This is a genomic window from Brevibacillus sp. MCWH (assembly GCF_013096935.1).
In the GTDB taxonomy this organism is placed as follows: Bacteria; Bacillota; Bacilli; order Brevibacillales; family Brevibacillaceae; genus Brevibacillus; species Brevibacillus aydinogluensis.
Genome location: NZ_SDLF01000021.1, coordinates 19488 through 39289 on the forward strand (window position 1 = coordinate 19488; position 19802 = coordinate 39289).

Sequence of the window (19802 nt, forward strand, 5' to 3'; positions counted from 1 at the left end):
ATGGCGAAAAAGAAAGCCAAACAACTGCTGATTGTGGACGGTTACAACATCATCGGGGCCTGGCCCGAACTGCGCGCGCTCAAGGACCAGGACCGCATGGACGAAGCGCGCGACCTGCTTATCTCCAAGCTGGCCGAGTACCAGAGCTTTACCGGGATCAAGGTGATCATTGTGTTTGACGCCTACAACGTGCCTGGTGCCGGCCGGCAGATGCAGGACTACCGGGTGGACATCTATTTTACCAAGCAGAAAGAGACGGCCGACGAAAAAATTGAACAGTTGGTCATGGAATATTACGAAAAAAATCGACAAATTTATGTAGCGACGTCCGACTACACATCACAGCGTGTCATTTTCGGCCAGGGGGCGCTGCGAAAGTCGGCGAGGGAACTTCTGCTGGACCTGGAAAGTGTCGGGAAGGAGATCAAGCAGCAGGTGGAAAAAACGCATGAAGAGCGGTTCTCCACCCGTATTTCCCTGGATCGGGAAATAGCGAAAATATTCGAAAAATGGAGAAGGGAATAACTTGGATTCGGTTGACGCTTTTTTACGCCGCATGTATAATAGCCGTATCTGTGAGAAACCGGTTGGCGGAGGGATCATTCGTGAGTGTTGACCTCAAGGAGTTGAAACATTCCCAATATGAGATGATGTCTGACGAAGAGATAGTCGACCTGGTTCGCGAAAATGATGCCGAGGCCTTGGAGTACTTGATCAACAAGTACAAGAATTTCGTGCGGGCCAAAGCGCGTTCCTATTTTCTTATTGGGGCCGACCGCGAAGATATTGTGCAGGAAGGCATGATCGGCCTGTACAAATCGATTCGTGATTTCCGAGGGGACAAGCTCACATCGTTCAAGGCGTTTGCCGAACTGTGCATTACCCGCCAGATCATTACCGCCATCAAAACGGCTACCCGCCAAAAGCATATTCCGCTCAACTCCTACGTCTCGCTGGACAAGCCCATCTACGATGAAGATTCCGACCGCACCCTGCTGGACGTCATCTGCGGCACCAAGGTGACCGATCCGGAAGAGCTGTTCATCAACCGTGAGGAATTTGACGACATCGAGGGAAAAATGAGCGAAATCCTGAGCGACCTGGAACGGCAGGTGTTGATGCTGTATCTGGACGGACGTTCGTACCAGCAGATCGCCGTGGAGTTGAAGCGTCACGTCAAGTCGATCGACAACGCCCTGCAGCGGGTGAAGCGCAAACTGGAACGGTATCTGGAAGGACGAGAGATTCATCTGTGATACAGAGAATCTCTTTTTTTATTCTGGAACAAAATACTTTCCGCTTGTCAAGCCGTTTTGTTGACATGGGTAGACGGGTGTGATAAATTTGTTTAGGTAGCCATAGACGCTTTTTTCTCGTGTTTAATGGCTGCATTCTCACAAATGGTCAGGAAAAGTAGCGGTTTTCCCGTACTATTTTGTTCCCTTTCTATCAACAGCAAGGTTTGAAATGAGATGGAGGTGGCAATAAATGCGAGTAAACATCACGTTGGCGTGCACCGAGTGTGGTGAGCGTAACTATATCTCCACGAAAAACAAGCGCACCACTACCGAGCGTGTGGAACTGAAAAAATACTGCTCCCGTGACAAGAAGCATACCCTTCATCGCGAGACGAAGTAACGCATGGAAGCGACGAAGTCTGGGGGTGGCACTGTGGGTTTCCTAGCACGAATCGGAGCCGGATTTCGCCGGACAGGCGAATTTTTCGGCGATGTCATGTCCGAACTGAAGAAGGTCCGCTGGCCCAACCGGAAAGAACTGACCAGCTACACGATCGTCGTTCTTGTAACGGTGACGCTGCTTGCGCTGTTCTTCTTCGTCATCGACTTGGGTATCTCGCGCGTGATCGATTTGATTTTAGGAAAGTAATTTTGCAAGCCTAGGAGGGACGGACGGAAACGTCCTTGTGGATATGGAAAAAGCATGGTATGTCGTTCATACGTACTCAGGTTATGAAAACAAGGTAAAGACCAATCTGGAGAAACGCGTCGAGTCGATGGGCATGGAAGACAAGATCTTCCGCGTTCTCGTCCCCACCGAGGAAGAGGTGGAGACGAAGGACGGCAAAAAACGCACCGTCACGAAAAAAGTGTTTCCCGGATACGTCCTTGTTGAAATGGTGATGACGGACGACTCGTGGTATGTCGTGCGCAACACCCCTGGGGTTACCGGCTTTGTCGGTTCCACGGGCGCCGGTTCCAAACCGACTCCGCTGCGTCCTGAAGAGGCGGATGCGATCCTTCGTCAGATGGGGATCGATATTCCCAAGGTCAAAGTCGACTTCGCTCTCCGCGACATGGTGCGGGTGACGGACGGTCCGTTCTCCAACCGGACGGGAGAAATCATCGAGATTCACCCAGACAGACAGAAGGTCCGTGTGCTGGTGGATATCTTCGGACGTGAAACACCGGTGGAATTGGACTTTACGCAAGTTCAAAAATTGGATTAGGAATGATCTTGAAAAGTATCGCGTGATGTGGTACATTTCATTTTGTTTTAAAAATCGTTGTAGCGATTTTTAAAAAAGATGATGTGCCCCCAAAGGGCAGCAAAACGGCTGCGCCGTATTTGCAATCCCGCCGAAACTCTGGGGTTTCTTGCACTCTCACTATAGATGGAAAGTCTACATAATAGGCTTTCAGCAAAACGGTGGGAGGGGGCATGCCCCCGCATTTACCACATGTGAAGTAAGGAGGTGTCTTACGTGGCTAAGAAGGTTATCCGCGTAATTAAGTTACAAATCCCGGCAGGTAAAGCAAACCCTGCACCTCCGGTAGGTCCGGCTCTCGGCCAAGCTGGTGTGAACATCATGGGATTCTGTAAAGAATTCAACGCTCGCACTGAGAGCGAAGCAGGAATGATCATTCCGGTAGAAATTACCGTTTATGAAGACCGTTCCTTCACCTTCATCACGAAGACTCCGCCGGCTGCTGTTCTGCTGAAAAAAGCTGCTGGCATCGAGTCCGGTTCCGGCGTACCGAACAAAACCAAGGTCGCTACCCTGAAGCGTGACAAAGTACGCGAGATCGCGGAACTGAAACGCCCTGACCTGAATGCTGCATCCGTGGAAGCGGCTATGCGCATGATCGAAGGTACGGCTCGTTCCATGGGTATCGTGATCGAAGACTAATGGTGCAGTTGTGAGGGGGTACAGGTAATGTGCCCCCCCTGTTTGTGGGAGGATCAAACCGCTACGACCACATTGAAGGGAGAATTTACAGATGGCAAAACGAGGCAAAAAGTATCAAGAAGCTGCCAAGCTGATTGACAAAAACAAAGTATACGAAGTAACCGAAGCGATCGAGCTGGTGAAAAAAGCAGCGACCGCCAAGTTTGACGAAACGGTGGAAGCGGCGTTTCGCCTGGGTGTAGACCCGAAGCGTGCTGACCAGCAAATCCGCGGTGCGGTGGTACTGCCGCACGGTACCGGTAAAGTACAGCGCGTTCTCGTGTTCGCGAAAGGTGAAAAAGCGAAAGAAGCAGAAGCGGCTGGCGCCGATTACGTAGGCGATGCTGACATGATCGCCAAAATCCAAGGCGGCTGGTTTGAATTTGACGTTGTGGTAGCTACTCCGGACATGATGGGTGAAGTAGGGAAACTGGGTCGCGTACTCGGTCCGAAAGGCCTCATGCCGAACCCGAAAACTGGCACCGTTACCTTCGACGTTGCCAAAGCCGTCAACGAAATCAAAGCCGGTAAAATCGAGTACCGCGTAGACAAAGCCGGTAACATCCACGCGCCGATCGGTAAAGTTTCCTTTGACACCGAGAAGCTGGCGGAAAACCTGGCTGCGCTGACCGAAGCGCTCAACCGTGCGAAGCCGGCAGCAGCGAAAGGCGTTTACATGAAAAACGTATCCATCAGCTCCACGATGGGTCCGGGTGTACGCGTCGCTGTGAAATAATGTAACTTGACTTCCCGTGGGGAAGTTGCTATGATAGTGCCTGTTGAAGAAAAGAATATGTCATGCCGTAGACAGAAGGTGCGGAGTTTGGCTGGTCCAAACGATGCTTAATATCCCTCCGAGGCGTGTAATGGTACGGAAAAAGGAGCCGCTGCGTTCCTTTGACGATAGAACATTATGCCCTCGTGTGTCTACGAGGGCATTCTTCTTTTTCGAGGATAGAGCACGGGAGGTGTAAACATTGGCAGAAATCCGTCCAACCGTTATTCGTGAAGAGAAAGTACAAGCGGTAAATGAGATCGCAACCAAACTGCGCGAAAGCCAAACCACCGTGGTGGCTGACTACCGCGGCCTGACTGTAGCGCAGGTGACCGAACTGCGCAAACAACTGCGTGAAGCAGGCGTTGAGTTCCAAGTGTTGAAAAACACGCTCACCCGCCTGGCGACTGCGAAAGAAAACCTGACTGAACTGGATCAGTATCTGACGGGTCCGAACGCTCTGGCGTTTGGCAAGGATGATGCGGTTGCTCCGGCGAAAGTCCTGGTGGAATTCGCAAAGAAAAACGAGCAGCTCGAGATCAAAGGCGGCGTCATCGAGGGCAAAGTGGTAGGTCCGGAGCAAATCAAGGCACTGGCTTCCCTGCCGTCCCGCGAAGGTCTGCTGTCCATGCTCCTCAGCGTGCTGCAGGCGCCGATCCGCAACTTCGCGCTGGCTGTCAAGGCAGTATCCGATCAAAAAGAAGGCCAAGGCGCGTAACAGCGTAAACGGACTTCATATTCGACGAGCGGCGTAAACTGCCGCCGCCAATACAATTTCCTGGAATGGGAGGATTAGAAGATGAGCAAAGAGCAAATCATTGAAGCGATTAAAGGCATGTCCGTTCTGGAACTGAACGAACTGGTTAAAGCAATCGAAGAAGAGTTTGGCGTAACCGCTGCTGCTCCGGTAGCTGTAGTTGCTGGCGGTGCTGGCGCTGCTGATGCTGCTGCTGAGCAAACTGAATTCACTGTAAACCTGGTAAGCGGCGGCGCTTCCAAAATCAACGTAATCAAAGTAGTTCGCGAGCTGACCGGTCTGGGTCTGAAAGAAGCAAAAGACCTGGTAGACAACGCTCCGAAGACACTCAAAGAAGGCGTATCCAAAGAAGAAGCCGAATCCATGAAAGCAAAACTCGAAGAAGCTGGCGCAACTGTAGAAATCAAGTAAGTTGGCTTCCGAAACGGAAACATCCCCTTGCCTGCGGCAGGGGGATTTTCTGTACACATGACCCTGGATTTGATGAGGAAAGGTGGGTTGAACCGTGGCAGACCATTACTACACCAGCTGCCCCGGCGCTGCGCATGACGAGCGCCAGTTTACCTTTACCCTGCGCGGGCACGAACTGCGCTTCATTACCGATGCCGGCGTCTTTTCCCGCGACCGGGTGGACTTCGGCAGTGTCCTGTTGATTGAAACGATGCAGCTTGATCGGGACGCACGCGTGCTTGACGTGGGCTGCGGGTACGGACCGATCGGACTTGTGGCCGCCAAGCTGGCAGACCAGGGGCGGGTCACGATGATTGACATCAACGAACGGGCAGTGGAACTGGCTCGTCGCAACGCTCAACTAAACGGCATTGGCAATGTGGAGGTCCGGGTGAGCGATGTGTACACTGCGGTTCAGGGGGAGACGTTTGACGTGATTCTCACCAACCCGCCGATCCGCGCCGGCAAGGAAATTGTTCACCGCATCTTTACCGAAGGACACGGGCTGCTTCGGGAAGGCGGCGAACTGTGGGTGGTAATCCAAAAGAAGCAGGGAGCGCCATCCGCCTTGAAAAAGCTGCAGGAGACCTACCGCGACGTGGAGGAAGTGGAACGGAGCAAGGGGTACCATATTTACCGAGCAGTGAAGTAGAAATCACTCTTGACTCGAATATTTCGTTGTGGTAGCATTATAAAATGTCAATATGGGATCAAAGTCTATTTTTCAGCAATTCCCGTTTTGTCAACCGTTTTTCTTCTTTTTTTCCATAGAGGAGGAATGTGGGTGTAAAAATATGGGAATTCTTTTAAAATAGAGTTTCTCTGGGTTAAAAATGGTGTTACTGCTTTAACCCATTTTTATTTTGTGTGAAAACACAACCTGAGGGGTGAATAAGTTGGCAGGAAAAGTGATTCAAAGTGGCCGACATCGCCAGCGTCGTACGTACTCACGCATTAACGAAGTGCTGGGCCTTCCCAATCTGATCGAGATTCAGCAGAAGTCCTATCAATGGTTTTTGGACGAAGGGCTGCGCGAAATGTTTCAAGATATTTCGCCGATCCAGGATTTCACCGGAAACCTTGTGCTGGAGTTCATCGATTACAGCTTGGGTGAACCGAAATATGACGTGGACGAGTCGAAAGAACGCGACGTCACATATGCGGCGCCTCTGCGCGTGAAGGTTCGCTTGCTGAACAAAGAGACGGGCGAAGTGAAGGAACAAGAGGTCTTCATGGGGGATTTCCCGCTCATGACGGAAACGGGAACCTTCATCATCAACGGGGCTGAGCGTGTCATCGTAAGCCAGCTTGTTCGTTCCCCCAGTGTATATTACAACACCAAAGTGGACAAAAACGGTAAACAGACGTTTACCGCGACGGTGATTCCAAACCGCGGCGCATGGCTGGAGCTGGAAACCGATGCGAAAGACGTCATTTACGTCCGCATCGACCGTACCCGCAAAATCCCGGTAACGGTCCTTTTGCGTGCGCTCGGCTTTGGCTCTGATATCGAAATTCTCAACCTTCTGGGCGAGGACGAATATATCAAGAACACGTTGGAAAAAGACAACACCGATTCCGTGGAAAAGGCGCTGATCGAGATCTACGAGCGCCTGCGTCCGGGTGAGCCGCCGACAGTGGAAAACGCGAAGAGCCTGCTCATCTCCCGCTTCTTCGATCCGAAACGCTATGATCTGGCTTCTGTCGGCCGTTACAAAATGAACAAGAAGCTGCACCTGAAAAACCGCCTGTACAATCAACGGCTGGCGGAAACGCTCGTAGACACCCGTACCGGCGAGATCATTGCCGAAGCAGGCCAGGTGATTGACCGCCGTCTGCTGGACCGCATCCTGCCGGCTCTGGAAGAGAGCGTCGGATTTGTGGATGTCCGCACCCACGGCGGCGTTCTGGAAGAAGACACGCTGCGCCTGCAGGCGATCAACATCTTCTCTCCGAACGAAGACGGCAAGATCATCAAGGTGATCGGCAACGGCAATGTGGACAAATCCATCAAGCACATTACGCCGGCTGACATCGTGGCCGCGATCAACTACTTCATCAACCTGCTGCACGGCGTTGGTTCGACTGACGACATCGACCACCTCGGCAACCGTCGTCTCCGCTCCGTGGGCGAACTGCTGCAGAACCAGTTCCGCATCGGTCTGTCCCGGATGGAGCGCGTAGTCCGCGAGCGCATGTCGATCCAGGATCAGAACCAGATCACGCCGCAGGCTTTGATCAACATTCGTCCGGTGATTGCTGCGATCAAGGAGTTCTTCGGCAGCTCCCAGCTCTCCCAGTTCATGGACCAGACCAACCCGCTGGCAGAGCTGACGCACAAGCGCCGTCTGTCCGCGCTCGGTCCCGGCGGTCTGACCCGCGAACGGGCCGGTTTCGAAGTGCGTGACGTTCACCACTCCCACTACGGCCGGATGTGCCCGATTGAGACGCCTGAGGGTCCGAACATCGGTCTGATCAACTCGCTCTCCACTTATGCCCGCATCAACGACTACGGCTTCATCGAGACGCCGCGGCGCAAAGTGGACCCGGAGACGGGCCGCGTGCTGGACGAAATCGTCTACCTGACGGCGGACGAAGAAGACGTGTACAACGTGGCGCAGGCCAACCAGCCGCTTGATGAGGAAGGCCGCTTCATCAACGAGATGGTCATCTGTCGTCGCAAGGGCGAGATCCTGAGCGTGCCGCGCGACAAGGTTGACTTTATGGACGTTTCTCCGAAGCAGGTCGTATCGGTGGCAACGGCGCTGATTCCGTTCCTGGAAAACGACGACGCCAACCGCGCGTTGATGGGTTCCAACATGCAGCGGCAAGCCGTTCCGCTGCTCGTGCCGCAGGCGCCGTTTGTCGGCACCGGGATGGAGCACAAGGCAGCACAGGACTCCGGCGTGGCGGTCGTGGCGAAGCACGATGGCCAGGTGGAGCGCGTAACTGCCCGCGAGATCTGGGTGCGCCGCTACAAGGAGATCGACGGCAAGAAGGTAGCAGGCGACATCGACAAATACAAGCTGCACAAGTTTATCCGTTCCAACCAGGGCACCTGCATCAACCAGCGCCCGATCGTGCGAAAAGGCGACTGGGTGGAGAAGGGCGACATCATCGCTGACGGTCCGTCCACGGAAAAAGGCGAACTGGCGCTGGGCCGCAACGTCATCGTTGCGTTCATGACCTGGGAAGGGTACAACTACGAGGACGCCATTCTCCTGAGCGAAAAACTGGTAAAAGACGACGTCTATACGTCTATCCATATCGAAGAATACGAGTCCGAAGCACGCGACACCAAGCTCGGTCCGGAAGAGATCACGCGCGACATCCCGAACGTGGGTGAAGACGCGTTGAAAAACCTGGACGAGCGCGGCATCGTGCGCGTCGGGGCAGAAATTCAAGACGGCGACATTCTGGTCGGGAAGGTGACGCCGAAAGGGGTTACCGAGCTGACCGCAGAAGAGCGCCTGCTGCACGCCATCTTCGGGGAAAAGGCGCGTGAAGTTCGCGATACCTCCCTGCGCGTGCCGCACGGCGGTTCCGGTATCGTCGTCGACGTCAAGGTGTTTACACGTGAAAACGGTGACGAACTGCCGCCGGGCGTCAACCAACTGGTGCGCGTGTACATCGCCCAAAAACGGAAAATCTCCGTGGGTGACAAGATGGCGGGCCGCCACGGTAACAAAGGGGTTATCGCCCGCATCATGCCGGAGGAAGACATGCCGTTCCTGCCGGATGGCACGCCGGTCGAGATCGTGCTCAACCCGCTGGGCGTACCGTCCCGGATGAACATCGGGCAGGTGCTGGAGACCCACTTGGGGATGGCTGCCAAGATGCTGGGCATCCACGTGGCGACGCCGGTATTCGACGGGGCGCGTCAGGAAGACGTATTCCAGACGCTGGAAGAAGCCGGATTGGACCGCGACGGAAAAACCATTCTGTACGACGGCCGCACGGGTGAACCGTTTGACCGCCGCGTCACGGTCGGTTGCGTGTACATGCTGAAGCTGGCGCACCTTGTCGACGACAAGATTCACGCCCGTTCCACCGGTCCTTACTCTCTCGTCACGCAGCAGCCGCTGGGCGGGAAAGCCCAGTTTGGCGGCCAGCGCTTCGGGGAGATGGAGGTGTGGGCGCTGGAAGCGTACGGCGCAGCATACACCTTGCAGGAAATCCTTACCGTCAAGTCCGACGACGTCGTGGGTCGTGTGAAAACGTACGAAGCGATCGTCAAAGGCGAAAACGTACCGGAGCCGGGTGTTCCTGAGTCCTTCAAGGTTCTCATCAAGGAACTGCAAAGCTTGGGTATGGACGTGAAGATCCTGTCCGAAGACGAGCAGGAAATTGAAATGCGTGAAATGGAAGAAGAGGACGAGGGCACCGGTGAAAAGCTGAACCTCGTACTTGAAGCTGGAAGCCTGGACGAAGAGTAAGATTCCGGTACAAAGGGAGGTAACGCCCTGTGATTGATGTGAACAACTTCGAATACATGAAGATCGGCTTGGCTTCCCCGGACAAGATCCGTTCCTGGTCGTACGGGGAAGTGAAAAAGCCGGAGACGATCAACTACCGCACACTGAAGCCGGAAAAGGACGGTTTGTTCTGTGAGCGCATTTTCGGTCCGACCAAGGATTGGGAGTGCCACTGCGGCAAGTACAAGCGCGTTCGCTACAAAGGCGTCGTGTGCGACCGCTGCGGCGTGGAAGTGACCCGCGCCAAGGTTCGTCGTGAGCGGATGGGGCACATCGAACTGGCTGCCCCCGTCTCTCACATCTGGTACTTCAAAGGGATCCCGAGCCGCATGGGCCTCGTGCTCGACATGTCGCCGCGTTCCCTGGAAGAAGTCATCTACTTTGCATCCTACGTGGTAACCGATCCGGGCGATACGCCGCTGGACAAAAAACAGCTGCTGTCCGAAAAGGAATACCGCAACTATCGTGAAAAATACGGCTACTCCTTCCAGGCGATGATGGGGGCGGAAGCGATCAAGCGCCTGCTCCAGGAAATCGACTTGGACAAAGAAGTGGAAGCGCTGAAGGAAGAGCTGAAGACGGCACAAGGGCAGCGGCGCAACCGCGCGATCAAGCGCCTCGAAGTGCTGGAGGCATTCCGCAACTCCGGCAACCGTCCGGAGTGGATGGTGCTTGACGTGCTGCCGGTCATTCCGCCGGAGCTGCGTCCGATGGTTCAGTTGGACGGGGGCCGTTTCGCCACCTCCGACCTGAACGACCTGTACCGCCGCGTGATCAACCGCAACAACCGGCTGAAGCGCCTACTGGAACTGGGCGCTCCGGACATCATCGTGCAAAATGAAAAGCGCATGCTGCAGGAAGCGGTGGATGCGCTGATCGACAACGGCCGCCGCGGCCGTCCGGTGACCGGTCCGGGCAACCGCCCGCTGAAATCGCTCAGCCACATGCTGAAAGGGAAACAGGGCCGTTTCCGCCAAAACCTGCTGGGTAAGCGCGTGGACTATTCCGGCCGTTCCGTAATTGTCGTCGGCCCGAACCTGAAAATGTACCAGTGCGGTCTGCCGAAGGAAATGGCGCTGGAACTGTTCAAGCCGTTCGTGATGAAGGAACTGGTGGCCAAAGGTCTCGCGCACAACATCAAGAGCGCCAAACGCAAGGTGGAACGCGTGCAGCCCGAAGTGTGGGACGTTCTCGAGGACGTCATCCGCGAACACCCGGTGCTCCTGAACCGCGCCCCCACCCTGCACCGTCTTGGTATCCAGGCGTTCGAACCGGTACTGGTGGAAGGCCGCGCGATCCGTCTGCACCCGCTCGTATGTACGGCGTACAACGCCGACTTCGACGGCGACCAGATGGCTGTGCACGTGCCGCTTTCCGCAGAGGCGCAGGCGGAAGCCCGCATCCTCATGCTGGCGGCGCAAAACATCCTGAACCCGAAAGACGGGAAACCAGTCGTAACACCGTCCCAGGACATGGTACTGGGTTCGTATTATCTGACCTTGGAGCGCGAGGGCGCCAAAGGCGAAGGTACGGTATACCGCGATCCGCATGACGCTATTGCTGCGTACCAGCACGGCTACATCAGCCTGCATACGCGCATCGCGCTGCCGGCCAAGAGCCTGAACAAAACCAGCTTTACCGAAGAGCAGAAGAACGCGCTTCTGGTCACGACCGTCGGGAAACTGATTTTCAACGAAATCTTCCCGCCGGAACTGCCGTACATCAACGTTCCGACCAAGGGCAACCTGCAAAACGGCGTGCCGAACGAGTACTTCATCTTTGAAAAAGGCACAAACGTAAAAGAGTTTATCAAGAAGCTGCCGGACCAGGGAGCCGTGAAAAAAGGCTTCCTCGGAACGATCATCTCCGAGTGTTTCCGCCGCTTCGGAACGACAGAAACGTCCAAGATCCTCGACAAGATCAAGGAACTGGGCTTCATGTACTCGACCAAGGCCGGGATCACCATTGCTGTCGCCGACATCGTCGTGCCGGAGCAAAAGAAAGTGATTCTGGAAGAGGCGGACAAAAAGGTACAGACCGTCATGACGCAGTACCGCCGCGGTCTGATTACCGAGGACGAGCGCTACGACCGGGTTATCTCCATCTGGTCCAAGGCCAAGGATGAAGTGACCGACGTCCTGATGAAGTCCATGGACAAATTCAACGCGATCTACATGATGGCCAACTCCGGTGCCCGCGGTAACGTGTCGCAGATTACACAGCTGGCGGGGATGCGCGGTCTCATGGCCAACCCGTCCGGCCGGATTATCGAGCTGCCGATCAAGTCCAACTTCCGTGAAGGTCTGACCGTATTGGAGTACTTTATCTCCACGCACGGCGCGCGGAAAGGTCTCGCCGACACGGCGCTGCGGACGGCTGACTCGGGTTATCTGACCCGCCGTCTCGTCGACGTGGCCCAGGACGTGATCGTCCGCGAAGAGGATTGCGGCACCGACAAGGGCATCCGCGTCTCCGCGATCAAGGACGGCAAGGAAGAAATCGAGAAGCTGGCTGACCGCATCATCGGCCGTACCTGCTTCGAGACCCTGCGCCATCCGGAGACGGGCGAAATCATCGTCGGCCGCAACCAGGAGATCACCGAGGAGATCGCCGACAAGATCGAAAAAGCCGGCATCACCGAGGTGTATATCCGCAGCGTGCTGTCCTGCCGCACCAGCCATGGCGTCTGCAAACGCTGCTACGGCCGCAACCTGGCGACCGGGTCCGAAGTGGAGATCGGCGAAGCAGTCGGCATTATCGCCGCTCAGTCCATCGGTGAACCGGGTACCCAGCTGACGATGCGGACGTTCCACACCGGTGGGGTTGCGGGTGACGACATTACCCAAGGTTTGCCGCGGATTCAGGAGCTGTTCGAAGCCCGCAATCCGAAAGGGCAAGCGGTCATCTCCGAGATCGACGGGGAAGTGATCGACATCCGCGAAGGCAAAGACCGCCGCGAAATCGAGGTGCGCGGCGAGGCGGAAAACAAGGTGTACGCCGTTCCGTACGGTTCCCGCATCAAAGTATCCGTGGGCACCAAGCTGAGTGCCGGCGACGAGCTCACCGAAGGTTCCGTTGACCCGAAAGAAATGCTGAAAGTACGCGGCCAGCGCGGTGTGTCCAACTACATCCTGCAAGAGGTGCAAAAAGTATACCGGATGCAGGGGGTAGAAATTAACGACAAGCACGTCGAGGTCATGATCCGTCAGATGCTGCGCAAGCTGCGCGTCATCGACAGCGGAGACACCGACCTGCTGCCGGGCTCCTACGTGGAAGTGCACGAGTTCGAGCAGGCAAACGCCAAGGTGCTCATGGAAGGCAAAACGCCTGCCGTGGGTCGTCCGGTCCTGTTGGGGATTACCAAGGCGTCGCTCGAAACCGACTCCTTCCTGTCGGCCGCATCCTTCCAGGAAACGACGCGCGTCCTCACCGACGCCGCGATCAAGGGCAAGGTGGACCGCCTGCTCGGCCTGAAGGAAAACGTCATTATCGGGAAACTGGTACCGGCCGGCACCGGCATGTCGCGTTACCGCAACATCAAGGTGTTGAGCCGCGCCGAACAGGAAGCGCAGGCCAACGGAGGTCAGGAACAGCTGGAAGCTGTTTCGGTAGAATAGACCGTGACGCAAGAAAGGTGCCCTTCCGCTCGGGAGGGCACCTTGTTTATCAAAAAAGTAAAGATCTGCGGATCATAGGCGTTGACATTCAATCACCCAACTGATATTATATTCAAGTGTGCCTGACATCTGTACTTTGGAGGATATGATTATCATGTCTTATGAAAAAGTAGAGCGGGCCAAGGAGCTGACTATCGGCATCAAGCAGACGATGAAAGCCGTGGAACACCAGCAGGTGGATACGGTCTTTATCGCCACAGACGCTGATCGCCGTCTGACCCAAAAGGTTGAGCTCCTTTGCAAAGAGAAGGGTGTGCCAGTCATCTACGTCGATTCCATGCGCCGCCTGGGCAAAGCGTGCGGAATCGAGGTGGGAGCGGCAACTGCCGCGATCAAGAAGAGTGGTTAACGATGTTTTTGTTGGCGATCCCTGTGGGTTGCTTGCAAAGACTTTCTATTTGACCCAAAAATGACTCACCTGGATCTGTGGTCTTGAGATTGGGTAATAAGAAGGGAGGTAACATCCATGCCTACAATGAACCAATTGGTGCGCAAAGGTCGCAAGGACAAGGTTGTGAAGTCGAAGTCCCCTGCTCTGCAAAAAGGGTACAACAGCTTCAAGAAAACCCAAACCAACCAAAGCTCTCCTCAAAAACGCGGTGTCTGCACTCGTGTGGGTACCATGACTCCGAAGAAGCCGAACTCCGCGCTGCGTAAATACGCGCGTGTGCGTTTGACCAACGGCATTGAGGTTACAGCTTACATTGGTGGTATTGGCCACAACCTGCAAGAACACAGCGTGGTTCTGGTTCGCGGCGGCCGTGTAAAAGACCTGCCGGGGGTTCGTTATCACATCGTCCGCGGTGCGCTTGACACTGCCGGTGTGAACAACCGCAAGCAAGGTCGTTCCAAATACGGTACCAAACGTCCGAAACCGGGCCAAGCTGCAGCGAAAAAATAACAATTATCGCCTGAGAGAAAAGGCGTGAGAAAAAATTAAACAGAAGGAGGGAATACGATGCCTCGTAAAGGTCCTGTAGCCCGTCGTGACGTGCTGCCTGATCCGATCTACAACAGCAAGCTGGTTACCCGACTGATCAACAAGCTGATGTACGACGGCAAGCGCGGTGTTGCGCAAAACATCCTGTACAATGCTTTCAAGATTGTTGAGGAGCGCACTGGTCGCAACCCGATGGAAGTATTCGAAGAAGCGCTGAAAAACATCATGCCCGTACTGGAAGTTAAAGCTCGCCGTGTCGGCGGTGCCAACTACCAAGTACCGGTTGAGGTGAAGCCGGAGCGCCGTACCACTCTCGGTCTGCGCTGGCTGGTAAACTACGCGCGTACCCGTGGTGAGAAAACCATGGAACAGCGTCTCGCTGCGGAAATCATCGACGCGGCTAACAACACTGGTGCAGCAGTGAAAAAGCGTGAGGACACGCACAAGATGGCTGAAGCAAACAAAGCGTTTGCACACTATCGCTGGTAGTATCCAAAGCGGGTGTCCGCTTTGGATACCCGTATATTCCCACACTCGAGTATGGAAGGAGCATACCACATGGCTCGCGAGTTCTCTCTGCCGAATACGCGAAACATCGGTATCATGGCTCACATCGATGCCGGTAAGACGACTACCACCGAGCGTATTCTTTTCTACACGGGTCGCGTTCACAAGATTGGTGAAACGCACGAAGGTGCGGCGACCATGGACTGGATGGAGCAAGAACAAGAGCGCGGTATCACCATCACTTCTGCTGCTACCACAGCGCAATGGAAAGGTCACCGCATCAACATCATCGACACGCCTGGTCACGTAGACTTCACTGTAGAGGTTGAACGTTCTCTTCGCGTACTCGATGGTGCTGTTACGGTGTTCGATGCGAAAGGTGGCGTAGAACCGCAGACGGAAACGGTATGGCGCCAAGCTGACCGTTACGGTGTACCTCGTATCTGCTACGTAAACAAAATGGACATCATCGGCGCCAACTTCGACATGTGCGTCGAGCAAATCAAGACCCGTCTGGGTGCAAATCCGGTTCCGATCCAATATCCGATCGGTGCGGAAGACCAGTTCGTCGGCATGGTTGACCTGATTACGATGAAGGCGATCATCTACACCGACGACCTGGGCAAAACCTCCGACGAGACGGAAATCCCTGCCGAGCTGAAAGACAAGTGCGAAGAGCTGCATATGCAACTTGTTGAGGCAGCTGCCGAGCAGGACGAAGAATTGATGATGAAGTATCTGGAAGGCGAAGAGCTGACTGTTGATGAAATCAAGGCGGCTCTGCGCAAAGGTACCATCGAGTGCAAAATCACTCCGGTACTGTGCGGTTCTTCCTACCGCAACAAAGGGGTTCAGCCGATGCTGGACGCAGTCGTAGCTTATCTGCCGTCCCCGGTTGACATCCCGGCGATCAAGGGCGTTCTGCCTGATTCCGAGGAAGAAGTGACCCGTCCGGCTGACGACAATGGTCCGTTCGCCGCTCTGGCGTTCAAGATCATGACCGACCCGTACGTGGGTAAACTGACCTTCTTCCGCGTGTACTCCGGCGTACTGAGCTCCGGTTCCTACGTGCTCAACTCCACCAAAGGCAAGCGCGAGCGCATCGGCCGTATCCTGCAGATGCACGCAAACCACCGCGAGGAAATCAGCCAGGTTTACTCCGGTGATATTGCCGCTGCCGTTGGTTTGAAAGACACGACGACCGGCGACACGCTCTGCGACGAGAAGGCACCGGTTATCCTGGAGTCCATGACCTTCCCAGAGCCGGTTATCTCCGTTGCGATCGAGCCGAAGTCCAAGGCAGACCAAGACAAAATGGGTATGGCGCTCGCCAAACTGGCAGAGGAAGACCCGACCTTCAAAACCTATACAAACGAAGAAACCGGTCAAACGATTATTGCCGGTATGGGTGAGCTCCACCTGGAGATCATCGTCGATCGCCTGAAGCGCGAATTCAAAGTGGATGCGAACGTAGGTGCACCTCAGGTTGCTTACCGCGAAACCTTCCGCGGCACCGCGAAAGTGGAAGGGAAATTCGTTCGTCAGTCCGGTGGCCGCGGTCAATACGGTCACGTTTGGGTGGAATTCTCTCCGCTCGAGCCGGGCAAAGGCTTCGAATTCGAGAACAAGATCGTCGGTGGCGTAGTGCCGAAGGAATACATTCCGGCGGTACAAGCAGGTATCGAAGAAGCGATGCAAAACGGTGTTCTTGCCGGATTCCCGCTCGTCGATATCAAAGCGACGCTGTTTGACGGTAGCTACCACGACGTCGACTCCTCCGAGATGGCGTTCAAAGTGGCTGGTTCTCTCGCGCTGAAAGAAGCGGCGAAGAAATGTAACGCGGTTCTTCTCGAGCCGATCATGAAAGTGGAAGTAACCGTGCCGGAAGAGTACATGGGTGACGTAATGGGTGACCTGAACTCCCGCCGCGGCCGCATCGAAGGTATGGAAGCTCGCGCAAACGCGCAAGTCATCCGCGCCATGGTGCCGCTGTCCGAGATGTTCGGCTACTCCACCGTACTGCGTTCCCGTACGCAAGGCCGCGGTACTTACTCCATGGTGATCGACCACTACGAAGAAGTACCGAAGTTCATTGCCGATGAAATCATCAAGAAGTCCAAAGGTGAATAATCGGTTGGACTGACTTTATCTTGAAACGAGAAAGGTTTACAATATTGAGGGGACAACCGTTGATAGGGTAAACCTTTCTTCACCCTATAAAACCCTTATCATTTAAGGAGGATTCAACTCTCATGGCAAAAGAAAAGTTCGAACGTACGAAACCGCACGTTAACATTGGTACGATCGGTCACGTTGACCACGGTAAAACCACTCTGACTGCTGCCATCACCACCGTTCTGGCTCAACAAGGTAAAGCCAAAGCTATGGCGTATGACAGCATCGACGCTGCTCCGGAAGAAAAAGAGCGCGGTATTACCATCAACACCGCTCACGTTGAGTATGAAACGGAAAACCGTCACTATGCTCACGTTGACTGCCCGGGCCACGCTGACTACGTGAAAAACATGATTACCGGTGCTGCTCAAATGGACGGCGCTATCCTGGTTGTGTCCGCTGCTGACGGTCCGATGCCGCAAACTCGCGAGCACATCCTGCTGTCCCGCCAAGTAGGCGTTCCGTACATCGTTGTATTCATGAACAAATGCGACATGGTTGACGACGAAGAGCTGCTGGAACTGGTTGAAATGGAAATTCGCGACCTGCTCTCCCAATACGAGTTCCCGGGCGACGAAATTCCGGTTATCAAAGGTTCCGCAAAAGAAGCTCTGGACAACCCGTCTGGCGAATGGGCTAAGAAAATCCTCGAACTGATGGAAGCTGTAGACAACTACATTCCGACTCCGGAACGCGCTACCGACAAACCGTTCCTGATGCCGGTTGAGGACGTATTCACCATTACCGGTCGTGGTACTGTTGCTACCGGTCGTGTAGAGCGCGGTACTGTTAAAGTGGGTGACCCTGTAGAAATCGTGGGTCTGGCTGAAGAAACCAAATCCACTACCGTAACCGGCGTGGAAATGTTCCGCAAACTGCTGGATCAAGCTGAAGCGGGTGACAACATCGGTGCCCTGCTGCGCGGTGTTGAGCGTAAAGACATCGAGCGCGGTCAAGTTCTGGCTAAACCGGGTTCCGTTACTCCGCACACCAAATTCAAAGCGGAAGTATACGTTCTGTCCAAAGAAGAGGGCGGCCGTCACACTCCGTTCTTCTCCAACTACCGTCCGCAATTCTACTTCCGCACCACTGACGTTACCGGTATCATCCAACTGCCGGAAGGCGTTGAAATGGTAATGCCGGGCGACAACACCGAGTTCACCGTTGAACTGATCGCACCGGTTGCGATGGAGCAAGGTACTCGCTTCGCTATCCGCGAAGGTGGCCGTACCGTTGGTGCTGGCGTAGTATCCTCCATCATCGAGTAATTCCACTCACAAACAAACCCGACAGCGTAGGCTGTCGGGTTTTTTCATTTACCTAACAACACAAGACGACGCAAGCGTATGAGCATTTGCTACGCTTGTTTGTCGTCTGGTTCCCATTGATTGACCATGTGGTAGGCTGTCAGTCTGAGGCGTTCGAAAATGTGATGGCGCACCTCTCCTTCCAGACCAATGCGATCCATCGCTTCGCTCATGCAGGCGAGCCACGCCTCCGCCCGCTTCGGCGTAATCGGAAAGCGCATGTGGCGGGCGCGCATCATCGGATGGCCGTATCGGTCGCTGTACAGCGTCGGCCCCCCGAGAAACTGGGTCAGAAACATATACTGCTTTTCCTTGATCTCGGTAAAGTCCTCCGGAAACAGGGGGGCCAGATCGGGATGCTCCTTGACCAAATCGTAAAACGTATCCACCAGGCGGGACAGCGTTTCCGCTCCGCCGATCAGCTCATAAGGTGTCTGTAACGGTTGGAACATCGGATTACCTCCTTTGCGTGTTGCCGTTCAAGATGGCAGCAGCACACATGCGTGTACATCCTTCAGTATAACGCGTTTCCTCAATAAATAAAGAAGAGGGAGCACATGAGCAGCCAAATCCGAATTGCCCTTCTTAGTTTTATAGGAGTTTCAATCCCTTTCGCTCTGCCGGATTCTCCAATCCAGATTGCCCCTAATAACAGGACGGCACCGACAAGCTGCTGCACGGTCATCTGCTCACCGATAACCAGCGCCGAGATCACTAAAGACGTGAGGGGGGCGATGTAGCTCAATACAGCGATGCTTTGGCCGTGCAGTCCTTTCATTCCGGCAAAGAAAAAATAAAAACCGATCCCGCCATGGACGATGCTGAATTTCATTTGCCAGCCGATCCCGCTTGCAATCGCACGGGGACTTTGGGTAAGATAGGCAAAGTGAGCCGCTCTCCGGGCTCACATGGTACGAGAATGCATCGGCACGCAGGTGGAAGCGGGGGAACAGCAGGAAAACCCTTGTGCAGCAAGAAAAAACTTGCGTTGCCCAGTGCATTTTAGTACAATATTGAATGTTGGTCATGGACTTGCGATGATGTGGGAGGTTGCTGACACACCCGGCCCCTTTGCCATGACCGGGGTGCAGGATATTTCCACGGAGAAATGTCCGTTTATAAAATGGGCGAAAAAGGAGGGACTAAAATGGCAAAACAAAAGATTCGTATTCGTTTAAAGGCGTACGATCACAAAATCCTCGATCAGTCTGCTGAGAAAATCGTAGACACCGCGAAGCGTTCCGGTGCCAGCGTATCCGGTCCGATTCCGCTTCCGACGGAAAAAGCAGTGTACACGATTCTCCGCGCTGTTCACAAGTACAAAGACTCTCGTGAACAGTTTGAAATGCGTACGCACAAGCGTTTGATCGACATTCTGAATCCGACGCCGCAAACGGTTGATGCGCTGATGCGCCTGGATCTGCCGTCCGGTGTGGACATCGAGATCAAACTGTAAGGTAGTAAATGTGATACACGCGCGGGCGTTGTCTTAACGAACGCGAAATACCAAGTCTTCAAACCCCGTAAACGGCACCCCTGCGCATCGGCAGGG

The 19802-nt window shown here is 54.6% G+C and carries 19 protein-coding genes, 1 pseudogene and 1 other annotated feature; of the genes and pseudogenes, 18 read left to right on the forward strand and 2 right to left on the reverse strand.

Annotation, left to right across the window (positions count from 1 at the left end; all coding sequences use genetic code 11):
* The 17 genes from ETC00_RS16025 to tuf all read left to right on the forward strand — a co-directional run bounded on the left by ETC00_RS16025 (position 1) and on the right by tuf (position 18211).
* Positions 1–525: an NYN domain-containing protein gene (locus ETC00_RS16025; RefSeq protein WP_171567148.1), complete on the forward strand. Its 525-nt coding sequence runs from the start codon at positions 1–3 to the stop codon at positions 523–525.
* A gap of 80 nt (positions 526–605) precedes the next feature.
* A complete protein-coding gene (gene sigH / locus ETC00_RS16030; protein ID WP_171567149.1) occupies positions 606–1256 on the forward strand; it encodes an RNA polymerase sporulation sigma factor SigH in 651 nt (216 codons plus the stop codon).
* 232 nt (positions 1257–1488) lie between these two features.
* Positions 1489–1638, forward strand: coding sequence for a 50S ribosomal protein L33 (gene rpmG / locus ETC00_RS16035; RefSeq protein ID WP_029101087.1), 150 nt, complete (start codon positions 1489–1491; stop codon positions 1636–1638).
* A gap of 33 nt (positions 1639–1671) precedes the next feature.
* Positions 1672–1887, forward strand: coding sequence for a preprotein translocase subunit SecE (secE, locus tag ETC00_RS16040; RefSeq protein ID WP_029101086.1), 216 nt, complete (start codon positions 1672–1674; stop codon positions 1885–1887).
* 43 nt (positions 1888–1930) lie between these two features.
* Complete coding sequence (gene nusG, locus ETC00_RS16045; RefSeq protein ID WP_171567194.1) at positions 1931–2467, forward strand: transcription termination/antitermination protein NusG; 537 nt, start codon at positions 1931–1933, stop codon at positions 2465–2467.
* A 255-nt stretch (positions 2468–2722) separates the two neighbouring features.
* Positions 2723–3148, forward strand: a complete 426-nt coding sequence (gene rplK, locus ETC00_RS16050; RefSeq protein WP_029101084.1) for a 50S ribosomal protein L11 — start codon at positions 2723–2725, stop codon at positions 3146–3148.
* Positions 3149–3239: 91 nt separating this feature from the next.
* Positions 3240–3923, forward strand: coding sequence for a 50S ribosomal protein L1 (rplA, locus tag ETC00_RS16055; RefSeq protein ID WP_171567151.1), 684 nt, complete (start codon positions 3240–3242; stop codon positions 3921–3923).
* Between the two features lie 47 nt (positions 3924–3970).
* Positions 3971–4141, forward strand: a sequence feature (ribosomal protein L10 leader region).
* 23 nt (positions 4142–4164) lie between these two features.
* Positions 4165–4680 carry a 50S ribosomal protein L10 gene (gene rplJ / locus ETC00_RS16060; RefSeq protein WP_029101082.1) on the forward strand — a complete coding sequence of 172 codons (516 nt, stop codon included), beginning with the start codon at positions 4165–4167 and terminating at the stop codon, positions 4678–4680.
* Positions 4681–4761: 81 nt separating this feature from the next.
* Entirely contained in the window at positions 4762–5130 is a 369-nt protein-coding gene (gene rplL, locus ETC00_RS16065; protein ID WP_171567152.1) for a 50S ribosomal protein L7/L12, read from the forward strand.
* A gap of 94 nt (positions 5131–5224) precedes the next feature.
* Positions 5225–5821 carry a class I SAM-dependent methyltransferase gene (locus tag ETC00_RS16070; RefSeq protein WP_171567153.1) on the forward strand — a complete coding sequence of 199 codons (597 nt, stop codon included), beginning with the start codon at positions 5225–5227 and terminating at the stop codon, positions 5819–5821.
* A gap of 244 nt (positions 5822–6065) precedes the next feature.
* Positions 6066–9605 carry a DNA-directed RNA polymerase subunit beta gene (gene rpoB / locus ETC00_RS16075; protein WP_171567154.1) on the forward strand — a complete coding sequence of 1180 codons (3540 nt, stop codon included), beginning with the start codon at positions 6066–6068 and terminating at the stop codon, positions 9603–9605.
* Between the two features lie 29 nt (positions 9606–9634).
* Positions 9635–13261 carry a DNA-directed RNA polymerase subunit beta' gene (gene rpoC, locus ETC00_RS16080; protein ID WP_171567155.1) on the forward strand — a complete coding sequence of 1209 codons (3627 nt, stop codon included), beginning with the start codon at positions 9635–9637 and terminating at the stop codon, positions 13259–13261.
* Between the two features lie 154 nt (positions 13262–13415).
* Positions 13416–13670, forward strand: coding sequence for a 50S ribosomal protein L7ae-like protein (locus tag ETC00_RS16085; RefSeq protein WP_171567156.1), 255 nt, complete (start codon positions 13416–13418; stop codon positions 13668–13670).
* A 117-nt stretch (positions 13671–13787) separates the two neighbouring features.
* Positions 13788–14222, forward strand: coding sequence for a 30S ribosomal protein S12 (gene rpsL, locus ETC00_RS16090; protein ID WP_029101076.1), 435 nt, complete (start codon positions 13788–13790; stop codon positions 14220–14222).
* A 57-nt stretch (positions 14223–14279) separates the two neighbouring features.
* Complete coding sequence (rpsG, locus tag ETC00_RS16095) at positions 14280–14750, forward strand: 30S ribosomal protein S7 (RefSeq protein WP_029101075.1); 471 nt, start codon at positions 14280–14282, stop codon at positions 14748–14750.
* Positions 14751–14819: 69 nt separating this feature from the next.
* A complete protein-coding gene (fusA, locus tag ETC00_RS16100; RefSeq protein WP_171567157.1) occupies positions 14820–16898 on the forward strand; it encodes an elongation factor G in 2079 nt (692 codons plus the stop codon).
* A 122-nt stretch (positions 16899–17020) separates the two neighbouring features.
* Positions 17021–18211, forward strand: coding sequence for an elongation factor Tu (gene tuf / locus ETC00_RS16105; RefSeq protein WP_171567158.1), 1191 nt, complete (start codon positions 17021–17023; stop codon positions 18209–18211).
* An 89-nt stretch (positions 18212–18300) separates the two neighbouring features.
* Here tuf and ETC00_RS16110 read toward each other — a convergent pair whose 3' ends face one another.
* A complete protein-coding gene (locus tag ETC00_RS16110; protein ID WP_171567159.1) occupies positions 18301–18702 on the reverse strand; it encodes a globin domain-containing protein in 402 nt (133 codons plus the stop codon).
* Between the two features lie 80 nt (positions 18703–18782).
* Positions 18783–19118, reverse strand: a pseudogene (locus ETC00_RS16115) (EamA family transporter); the annotation flags it as partial.
* Positions 19119–19397: 279 nt separating this feature from the next.
* Here ETC00_RS16115 and rpsJ point away from each other — a divergent pair.
* Positions 19398–19706: a 30S ribosomal protein S10 gene (gene rpsJ / locus ETC00_RS16120; protein ID WP_029101070.1), complete on the forward strand. Its 309-nt coding sequence runs from the start codon at positions 19398–19400 to the stop codon at positions 19704–19706.
* The last annotated feature ends 96 nt before the right edge of the window (positions 19707–19802 follow it).